The organism is Bradyrhizobium ferriligni (assembly GCF_056837965.1).
This window is the reverse complement of the sequence record NZ_JBXEJO010000071.1, coordinates 41,608-51,922: the sequence shown is the minus strand read 5'-3', so window position 1 is coordinate 51,922 and position 10,315 is coordinate 41,608. Positions and strand designations below refer to the sequence as shown.

7 protein-coding genes and 1 pseudogene are annotated in these 10,315 nt (G+C 62.8%); 5 read left to right on the top strand and 3 right to left on the bottom strand.

Annotated elements, in window-relative coordinates; all coding sequences use genetic code 11:
- The 5 genes from AC1VNY_RS33195 to AC1VNY_RS33175 form a co-directional block, all read left to right on the top strand.
- On the top strand, positions 1 to 603 hold a 603-nt coding region (locus AC1VNY_RS33195; RefSeq protein WP_482408335.1), incomplete at its 5' end, for a TCP-1/cpn60 chaperonin family protein.
- 395 nt (positions 604 to 998) lie between these two features.
- Positions 999 to 1,433 (top strand): phasin family protein, encoded by a 435-nt coding sequence (locus AC1VNY_RS33190; protein WP_482408334.1) that lies wholly within the window; start codon positions 999 to 1,001, stop codon positions 1,431 to 1,433.
- Between the two features lie 233 nt (positions 1,434 to 1,666).
- Positions 1,667 to 1,891 carry a hypothetical protein gene (locus tag AC1VNY_RS33185; RefSeq protein ID WP_482408333.1) on the top strand — a complete coding sequence of 75 codons (225 nt, stop codon included), beginning with the start codon at positions 1,667 to 1,669 and terminating at the stop codon, positions 1,889 to 1,891.
- A gap of 1,188 nt (positions 1,892 to 3,079) precedes the next feature.
- On the top strand, positions 3,080 to 3,553 hold the full coding sequence (locus tag AC1VNY_RS33180) for a hypothetical protein (RefSeq protein ID WP_482408332.1): 474 nt from the start codon (positions 3,080 to 3,082) through the stop codon (positions 3,551 to 3,553).
- A 1,444-nt stretch (positions 3,554 to 4,997) separates the two neighbouring features.
- On the top strand, positions 4,998 to 6,191 hold the full coding sequence (locus AC1VNY_RS33175; protein ID WP_482408331.1) for an amino acid aminotransferase: 1,194 nt from the start codon (positions 4,998 to 5,000) through the stop codon (positions 6,189 to 6,191).
- A gap of 385 nt (positions 6,192 to 6,576) precedes the next feature.
- On the opposite strand, the pseudogene AC1VNY_RS33170 reads toward AC1VNY_RS33175, so the two are convergent.
- The 3 genes and pseudogenes from AC1VNY_RS33170 to AC1VNY_RS33160 form a co-directional block, all read right to left on the bottom strand.
- Positions 6,577 to 7,446 (bottom strand): annotated as a pseudogene (locus tag AC1VNY_RS33170) (terpene synthase family protein); the annotation flags it as partial.
- Positions 7,443 to 8,993: a hypothetical protein gene (locus tag AC1VNY_RS33165; RefSeq protein ID WP_482408330.1), complete on the bottom strand. Its 1,551-nt coding sequence runs from the start codon at positions 8,991 to 8,993 to the stop codon at positions 7,443 to 7,445. The gene AC1VNY_RS33165 and the pseudogene AC1VNY_RS33170, both read right to left, overlap by 4 nt.
- Positions 8,994 to 9,253: 260 nt before the next feature.
- Positions 9,254 to 10,252, bottom strand: a complete 999-nt coding sequence (locus AC1VNY_RS33160) for a polyprenyl synthetase family protein (protein ID WP_482408329.1) — start codon at positions 10,250 to 10,252, stop codon at positions 9,254 to 9,256.
- Between the last annotated feature and the right edge of the window lie 63 nt (positions 10,253 to 10,315).

Below are 10,315 nucleotides of genomic sequence, written 5' to 3'. Positions count from 1 at the left end.
GCCCAGATCAAGGCGCAGATCGAGGAGACCACCTCGGACTACGACCGTGAGAAGCTGCAGGAGCGTCTCGCCAAGCTCGCAGGCGGCGTCGCGGTGATCCGCGTCGGCGGCGCGACCGAGATCGAGGTGAAGGAGCGCAAGGATCGCGTTGATGACGCGATGCACGCGACCCGCGCGGCTGTCGAGGAAGGCATCCTGCCGGGCGGCGGCGTCGCGCTGCTCCGGGCCTCCGAGCACCTCAAGGGCATCCGCACCAAGAACGACGACCAGAAGACCGGCGTCGAGATCGTGCGCAAGGCGCTGTCGGCTCCGGCCCGCCAGATCGCGATCAACGCCGGTGAAGACGGTTCGGTCATCGTCGGCAAGATCCTGGAGAAGGAGCAGTACCCGTTCGGCTTCGACAGTCAGACCGGCGAGTATGTCAATCTCGTCAGCAAGGGCATCATCGATCCGACCAAGGTCGTGCGCACCGCGATCCAGAACGCCGCCTCGGTTGCCGCGCTCCTGATCACCACGGAAGCGATGGTTGCCGAGCTGCCGAAGAAGAACGCCGGCGGCCCCGCGATGCCTCCGGGCGGCGGCATGGGCGGCATGGACTTCTAAAGTCCGCGCTCAAGCGATCCAAGAAATGCAAAGCCCCGGCAGCGATGCCGGGGTTTTTGTTTGCGCGCAAACTGCCCGGGTCCTCCGCGTGGCGCAGCCAATGCCGATGATGCTTCGCACAACCTCACGCCGATACAGGAGCCTTCCGCTGCTCACAGCACGCACGTTATGCACAACGCTCTCCATACATATACGTTGGCTTGATAAGACAATTTCAAAAAATTCTCCGCGAGAGTCGCAAACCGGACCGACAGTCGCGCCTTCGTCCCGCAGAGTAGTGTCGGGGGCGGGATCGAAGCTCACCCAAAACTCAGAATCGAACACGGAGCGTCAGCGCTGTCGTGACGCATGCAAGCGTTGCGAGGAATGCTTTCGCGCGAGATGGGGACTGCGCCTTGAGTGAAAGTGAACTGAAAGTCACGGTGAACGGCACGAACATCTTCGGAATGCCGTTGTTGGGTTTCCCGAAGATCGCATTGCCCGGAGTGGTCGGCGATCTAGCTGTGGAGAGCTTTGCTCGCGCGCGCACAGCCTCTGAACAGATGACCGAGACGTTGAGCGAAACGTACTCGCACAACGCGGGCGTCGCGACAGATTACGGGCTCAAGGTGCTCGAAATCTCTCACGCCAATACCGCCTTCGCGTTCGATTTGTTCGCCCATCTGCTTGGCAGCGGGTCGGCGTCCGAGGTCTTGACCTTGTCCACCGAGCGAGCCCGCAAGGCCTTCGACCAGAACAAGGAATTGTGGGAGCTCGGCCAGAGGCTTGCGACAGACATGCGCGGGCAAGTCAAGAAACACGTAGACAGGGCTCTCCATCACGCCGCCTGAGGAAGGACGGCAGGCCGGCTGGCACAGGAGGCTTACGGCTCCACGCCGGCTCTAAACCTTGATATAGTTGAACATGAGGTCGGTTGATCGCTACAATTGTTTTCGCGTCTTCCTTGACCCCACTTGGCTGACGCACCTTCCAAGTTGACGGCCCTGGCCCGCCCCGCCGGGGCCGTTTTCTTTGAGTCCATCCGGGTGCGACAGCGGCAAAAAAGCCGTGCGACGCGCCCGCGATGTTCAGCTCCATTCCGCGTATCGCCCCGCGCGACATCGAATTGGGTGGCGTGGTGATCCCGAAGAATTTCGCCAGCGCGAACCGGACGACGTGGCCGAAGTGGTGCGTGGCGACGGTCCCGCAGGCGCTGCACGCCGCTGTGAGGCTCGCGGCGAACAACGCGCGCAACTTCCCGCCAATCTGCCTCCCTAAGCATCGGCGTCGAGTAGCCGCCAGCATGTAGCTAAATGCTCCTCGTCATAGACGGTCAGGTTCGCACCCGATGGCGCAATGTCATCGACGGTCAGATCAAGTAGCGCTTCCCGCACTGAAAAGTCTGCCATGCAGCTTTAGCGCCAACGATGTCGATCGTTGTGATTGCGAGAGTATCCGTCAAGCGTTTTCAATCGAACGAAATAGCATGGTCCTTTGTACGAAACGTGCCGATCTGAAGCCGGGAGAGCCCACTCGGGTAAGAAGCGAGATAGTTCGCTCGTCGCGTACCGTGCTAGTGAGAGCGAAGCCCTCAATGTTGCCATTGTATCAGCGCGCATAGGGGCACCTCAATTTGTGCAGGGTCAATCGGGTCGAGATCGCGTAGGCCATGGTGGAAAGGCTGGTAACGCACTATTTTTCAAAATGTCCCCGTTGCGGGAACAGCGGCTCTGACGATGCTATTCATAAATGTCCGAACTGCGGAACAGTTTTTTGCGAAGAATGCGGAAAGTCGCGGCTCGGAGACGTGTGCCCGTACTGTGATGATGGCTTCGCGCCAGAAGTCGGGCAAATAAGATAGAGCGCGATTCTGCAACTGCCCTTTGATCGAGGTGAAACGCGAATGCGCCATCGTGGCCACGAGGATGGTGACCAGCCTAGGCTTACTTCTCAACAGTGAGGGGCCACAGAACTTCGGCGTCGGGAAACTATTGAGTGCGCCGCGCGCCGTTGATCAGTAGCTTGACCTCAACATCAAGGGTGCAGCTAGCACCTAGGGGAGCGGCCCTGCCGTGCAGAGAGCACGACAGGGCCGCCGCCAAGGCAGCAGCGCCGAGGGCAACGGCACCGCGAAGTCCACTTAGCCCTGCAAGAAGTAAATATACACGGAATCGACTGTTCTAAGGTTGATCTTGATAGCGCAGGCGTATCGTTGGTGCTTCTCAGAGAAGACTCGGTCCCGTTGAGCCAGATGGATCTACGTACGATCTGTACCGTATTTGCTTGAGCCGATGCTGCAGGATCTGATAGCCATCATACAAGTCGCGTTCGCGCGAGGTATTTCGTGCATATCAAGCATCTTCCGACGTCTCGCGGCCGATCTTTTCAAGCGGATGATGCGAAGATGAAAGAAGTACCCGCACCTCACATTCTGTATGACGAGCAAGCCACCGGGCATCGAGAAGGCCTTTGATCTTCAATTTGAAGAGGTCTTGAGGTGGCGACGTCATCCAACACCAACCGATCCGATTCCCATAGGGGAGCATTGGTCCACCCGCGGCTCGATGAGGCACTCAAACGTCGGCTGCGGGAGATTTACCGCACGCCTGATCCGGCGGCATTGCTGGCACAGACGCGGGACGCTCAAAATGAGCTAGGCAAGCGCGTTGATCAGCGGGCTGGAAAGCTAACGATGGCTGTCGCACCGGTGCAAAGCGACTTGGCGGGCTTTGCCCGCGAGCTCGGCGATGGTTGGAAACAGGGTGAGCAGCGGGGTATTCATCGGCGCCGCTACGTGCGGCGCAAACCTGTGCCACGTCGGCCATCGATGCTCGACACCTACATTCCCATCATCGAGGAATGGCTCGCCGGCGCTCCGCACTTGTCCGCGTCGATCTTCTCTCCCGCCTGCAAGCGCATGCGCCCGGTCGGTTCGGCCGCCATCAGCGGCGTACGGTGCAGCGATTGGTGAAGAACTGGCGATCAAAGGCCGCTCGACAGCTCATCAGCAGCACAGAGATCAAACTATCGGTCCAAGCTTCGTCTCTTGCTATCTAATCCCGACAGGTTCTTTCGCCGAATCACCGCAAGCCGCTCGCTCCGGCGCCTTGGAGGGCGGCTTCGCGAGCGGCTTGCTCCGATTCGCGGCACCCGATCCAGAAGACACCAGGCTGCCCTTCGGTAACATTCTCATCTGAGGCAATATCAGGGAGCAGTTCCGGATGGCGTTTGACACCCCGGCTTTGCTTTTGGAGGGCACTCTGGGCTATCGCAAGATCGGTGATTACGAGCAGGCGCAACATCTATCTCCGCGAAATGGAATCTAAAACGCGAACGCACCTCTTCTAGGATGCCGTGGCTAGTTACGCTGCGATCAGGGATTGAAGTGTGCAACAAAATCGATTCTTGCAATCGATCGAGTGCAACATGCTGATATCGGCGCCGTGCATGCCAGTGGTGGAAGGCTACGCCTCCCTTGTGGGAAGCTGCAGGCGCCTGCATTGCTGTGACCCAACTGTCGAAGAGCGTCGGTACTGGAAATCCGTATGCCACGTTCTGGGAACCGGGGGCGGGATGACCGCCTCCGGCAACCCGGTGCTGGTGGCGAGAGTTCCCCAGCCTACTCACCCGTGGCACTGCGCAGCTTACGACGAAAATCAGTCTCGTCCTATCGGCCTAAATCCGTCTGCCCGTCAGCTTCTGGAAAGCTGAGCGCCACACCATGAAAGCGCGGATGCCTAGACGGCGATGCCGCCCAGTGAACGCAGTGGACGTGCACCTTTCGGGGTCCTCGATGCTCGACCGGAAGCAGGTTGGCACCATTTTGGCGGTAACTCGGAGGCCGGCGCTCAACGCGAACCTTTGAAATAGTTCTCCGCAGGTCGCAACACGAACGACCTTCGTCGAACGAGGGCTCGAGCGGCTCCGTCATTTGAGAGGATAGACAGGATGGATTTCAACCCAACAGACCCAGCGAACACGAGCCCCCGGCCCGACGCACCACCGTCCTCCTATTCAGCGGGCTTTGAGCATCAGCTGAGCGTGCAGACGCCGGCCGAAGCTCCCGATTACGACCAGGATCGGATTTGGCAGGAGATCGCACCCGCGCCATCGCGGGCAGGGCCATCCCGAGCTGCGGAAGCTTCCGATTTCGGCAGCGATTCGATTTGGCAACACCTTGAACCCGAACTGATGCGTGGTGGGCCATCGCGACCCGGCCCGTCGCAAGCCGGGCGTCGTCCGCGGGCGCTGGGCTGCCAGAACTCGGAAACTTCGTCCTGCAAAACGGACGTCGCGCCAGGGAGTACTTGCGCGACTATGACACGTGACTTTGCGCCGCGACTCTCTGACTTCTGAACGCAGCCAACCATCCGGTCAAATGCGGCCGGTTTCCGCTCGAATCAAGAAAGCCGACAATGTTTGAAACACTAAGCCGTAGAGCCAACGATCCCCTGCTTGCGCTGATTGGGCTCTTTGACGCAGACCCCCGACCAGACAAGATCGACCTTGGGGTCGGCGTCTATCGCGACGATGCCGGTCATTCGCCGATCTTTCGTGCCGTAAAGGCTGCCGAGCACCTGATTTGCGAGACCCAGAACACCAAGGCGTACGTGGCGCCGGAGGGTGATCAAACATTCCTTGATCTGCTGTGGTCGTTAGTTGGCGGGCATACGGCAACCGTCCACGCCTCTGGTGTGCAGACACCCGGTGGCTCGGGTGCTTTGCGGCTTGCTGCCGATCTGATTCGAGGGACCGGAAGGGGTAAGATCTGGCTAGGTCAACCGAGTTGGCCGAATCATGCAGGAATTTTCTCGGGTGCCGGTCTCCCGGTCGAGACTTATCCATTCTTTGATGTTGCCTCGCAGACCATCTTAATTGACAGCATGATGAATGCACTACAACGGGCCGAGCCCGGCGACGCAGTTTTGCTCCATGCTTGTTGTCACAACCCGAGCGGCGCCGTGCTGACGGCGGACGACTGGCGTCGGATCACGGCGATAATCGCTGCGCGGGGGCTTACGCCGTTAATTGATCTTGCCTATCAGGGTTTCGGTGCCGGGCTCGACGAAGACGTCGCCGCGCTTCGTTCGACAATTTCTGCCGTTCCAGAGGCGCTTATCGCGGTGTCCTGCTCGAAATCATTTGGACTATATCGCGAGCGTACGGGCGCGGTGTTTGCGGTCGCCTCTTTGCAATCAGCTTCAGAGACTGCTCGGTCCAATCTTGTTGCTATCGCCCGCGCCAGCTACTCAATGCCGCCCGATCACGGCGCCGCAATCGTGAAGACCATCCTCTGCTCCCCCGAACTATGCCGGGACTGGCGTGAAGAGTTGGAATCGATGCGTCATCGCCTCCTCGCGTTGCGAAAATCTTTCGCCGACGCATTGGGAGGAAGATGGTCGAATGCCGTCGCCATCGGCTCGCAAGAGGGCATGTTTTCCATTCTGCCCCTCTCTCAGACCGAGGTGCTGAAACTAAGGGAAAAGCACGGCATCTACGTGCCGACATCCGGCCGCATCAACGTCGCCGGCTTGAAGCGCAACGATGTGGCGCGTGTCGCAAGCGCGATCAAGGGGGCCGTGAGTTCCGCACTGGGACATGGACCTTGATAGAGGCCTCAGACCGCCGTCAAAGGTTCGATCCCTACTGCCCCGCCTGCCATCCCTCAAGGCGTATCCACGAACTCCTGCCTTGGAACTGGCGCCCTCAGAGCATCGCTCACGCCGCCTAACCGCAATCGGCTGGCCGCCCAAAGCGACCTGACCAGGGCCGTCGCCGGATGCGTACGCCTGACTTCAATGCGATCGAGAATGCGCCAAGCTCAAAGCGCTCCTGGTCAGGCCACAGGACGAACCGTCGAAGACCTCTGGAGCGCGATTGGTGGCATCATCCGTCGCATCGGGCGACGGTATTGCGTCGGATCGAACCGACGGCAGCGCGCGCACGCCGCCGCCTCCCGCGTTCAAGCCGGCGCGCGCTAGCCTCCCCCGCAACGTCGCTGCGGTAGCGGCTGGTCGAGGTCTCGTAGTACTGCGCGCGGATAGCCGCCATGGCCTCGATCAACGCTCCCCAGGGCGCGGGAAAGCGTTCTTTCGCCATCACCCGGTCCAGCATGCGCGTATGGCCGGCCAGTTCGTCGTTGAGGAACTCCACCACAGGCATAGCCGGATAGTGCTGCAGCAGTAAAATCGCCGCGTTGTCGGCCTCGCCGGCCGACCTGTCCTTGTCGCGTCCATGCAGGTCGTTCTGCAGGCGGCCTATCGCGGAGATGAGCCGCAGGGCCTGGCGAAACGCCGGACGCGCGCGCAAGGTCGCCATGTCCAGCCCCCACAGCAACGACAGGCAACAGAGCACGTTCGCGTAGGCGATCGAATCGATGCCGTTGTGCAAGTATTCGGTGTAAGACCAGCGTTCCGCCCCTGCCGCTTGCGCGTGTCCGGCGCGCAGCGCCGCGCAGTAGCACCGGGTATCGTCGAGAAGCTGAGCATAGTCGCGACGATCGTAGGCGAGCGCGGCCAGCGAACCGCGCAGCACAGCGCAGCCCTCGAATCCGGGGAGCGCGCACGGCACGCCCTGCCCCAGCGCCTGCTCTACCGCGGCGAGCTGCTCCGGCGCGATCAGGCCAAGATCGTTGCAATCGTCGAGCCAGAACAGCAGCGCCAGTTCGCGATAGAATGCCACGATCAGCGTTTCGTCCTGCGGATCGCGGCCGGTGCGGGCGCTGGTGTCGCGCAGGCTCAGGTGGATGCTCTGCAGGATGTACTGGCCGCCCCTGACCGCTTCCACGGCATGCTCGTCGGCGAATCCGGTCAGGGAACGCCCCCACTCTAGCACCTGCTGCAACGCGCGTTCGGTCTGGATCATGGCGTCGCTTCCGCTCCCTCGGCCGGGACGCGCCGCCCCCAACGAAGCGCCAGCCACAACCCGGCGAGTTCGGCGACGCGCACGACCCGTGTGGGGCAATACAATTCCTTGCCGATCCACAGCGGCGTCTGCGGCAATGCATGCGCCGCATGGCGGGCGAGCATCCACTCCCGCGCACGCGCCACCGCCTGCGCGATGCGCCGGCGCCCTGTCGGCTCTTCGCTCCCGTCCATCACGTGCAACGTGAACAGCGCATAGGCGGTTTCCTCGAACGTGGACGCGCGACCCGCGCCCCAGCCGCCATCGTCGCGCTGCGCCAGCAGCAGCGCCGCCAGCGCGCGCTCATCGCGCCACTGCGCTTTGCCTTGCGCCAGCGCAGCGACCGCATGCGCGGTGGGATACAGCCACGAAACGTGCCATTTTTCGTTGTCCCACAGACCGTTCGGGTTGCGATTGGCCTCGACGTAGGCGCTGATGCCCGCGGCGGGCTTTTCCAACAGTCGCAACGCATGCAGGGCATGGATGTTGGTCGAGACCGAGGCATTGCGCTCGCCGGGGAAAGTGACGAACAGTTCGCCGATTTCGAATTGGCGCAACGCATCGACCGCCGGGTCGCGGCCTGCAAGGCGCAGGACGCACAACGCAACGGCGGTGTCGTCCGCATCGGCCGCAAAGTGCAAGGCCGGGCCCAGACCGCGCACGCCCAGGCGGGCGTCGAGCTGCGCGACGATCACGCGCACCGCTTCGGCGAGCGCGGGATGCGCGAACAGCCCGGCCAGATGCAGGGTGTACAGCGACCAGCATGGCTCGAACACATTGATCGGCCAGACATTGGGAATGACACCTTCGATGCCGCTGCGCGTCGCCCGCGATGCCATCTGCAGATACTCATCGGCGCGCCCGAGTTGCGGCGTGCTCGCCTGTGTCACGGCGTGCGCACGCCACGCGGCGGTGGCCGCCGGACTGATGCCGATGCTGCCGTCGTCATCCGGGAATGCGGTGGTCGGCGACGTCCCCCAGGCTTCCCAGGAGTGCAGCAACGGATGGCCGCTCGGCAACGTTGCCACAGTCCCCAGCTTGACCAGGCACGCTTGCCGCAACGGCAACAGCGCCGGGTGGCGCGGAAACGCCATGTCGCCCAGCAAGGATGCGGCCTCGCGGCAAAACTGCGGCAGGATCAGCTCCGCGCCGATGGGCGCATCTTCCGGCACCGCATGCGCGTAGGGATCGGGCTGGCGCTGGAGGAACTGGGTTGCAGCCTGGACTGCGTCGGCAACGCCGGGAAGAGAATCGGCGCGCTGCAATGCCAGCAACGCCGCCCACGTGGGCGCATGGCGGAACCGCGAGAAGTCCGCGCTTCCCCAACCGCCGTCGGCCTGTTGCTGCGCGAGGAGCCACGCGTATGCGTCCTGCCGACCGATGACGTTGCCGTGGAACCGCAGCGCTCGCGCCGTATCGTAGACGGACGGACCGACGCGGCCACCATCGCTCATCTCGCTCAGCAGGCGGCGCAATTCGGAAAGAATCTGTTCGGACAGCGCATTCACGCGGGATGTTCCTTCTGCAAACGATTGACGGGAACCAGGATCGGGCAGACGCCGCGCACGTCGCCGCAGGCCCGTCGCGGCCCGGCGCCTGAGCAGCGCCGGACGGCCGCATAGGCTTGCGCGCGGCGCGCCACGTGCGCAGCGGCAATGCTGGCCAACCGCTGCGATCAGCGGCGCGAACTCGGGACACAGTGCAGCATGCACCGCTGCCGCCGGCCGATCGCAACGCCACGGGGACGCCTCCATGCGGACGGGCGCGCTCATGCGGATGGCGCGTGCTTGAACAGATACGCGTTGGTCCGCTGTAGGATTTGCGCCAACCGCTCCGTACGCGGCCCCAGCGGCGCGATAGCCTCCCCGCTATCGCGCAACAGATCCAGCGCGAACTGGCGTGCTGCCTGCAGTCCCATGATCGACGCGCAGGTCGGCTTCTGCGCCGCCACGTCCTTGCCTTGGGTCTTGCCCAGCGCCGCGGTATCCGCTGTCACGTCGAGAATGTCGTCGATCACCTGCAGCGCCAGGCCGAAACAAGCGCTGTAGTGATCGAGCGCACAGTACAGCGCAGCGTGCGCGGCATCATCCGCGACTGCGCATAGCGCGCCCATGCGAACGGACGCGCGCACTAGCGCTCCGCTCTTCTTCCGGTGCATCGCCACGATCCTGTCCAGCTCGACGTGCTTTCCAACCAGCCACAGATCCATGGCCTGCCCGCCTGCGGCACCCTCGGCGGACACCGCCTGCGCCAATTCGCGCACGAGCGCGATACGGTTGTCGCCCGGCGCATCCAGGCTCGCCAGGGTCAGGAAGGCGTGCGCCTGCAGCGCATCGCCGACCAGGATCGCAGTAGCTTCGCCGAACTTGACGTGCACGGTCGGACGGCCGCGGCGAAGCACGTCGTTGTCCATCGCGGGCAGATCGTCGTGAACCAGGGTACAGGCGTGCATCATCTCGATGGCGGCGGCGACCTCGTCGAGCATGTGCGCCGGTGTGTCGGCCAGTGCGCCGGCAGCCAGACAGAGCAAGGCGCGGGTACGCTTCCCGCCATGCAAGGTGGCGTAGCGCATCGCCGCCATCAGCTCGGTCTCACCGTCATGTTCGGCGCAGAGAAGACGCGCCAGCTCCAGTTCGACCCGCTTTGCGCCGTCCTGCATCCAGATCTCGGGGAGCAGCGCGCCGGATGCGCCGCGCGCCTGCGTGCCCGATCCGCCGGGCGCGGAATCATCAGTTCTGTCGTCCTGTGGCATGGAACCGGTCTGCATGTTGTTTTTGTCCTTGACAGGAGACCGCCACGGCGAGCCGCGCGCCGCCGGGGTGTTGTCGGC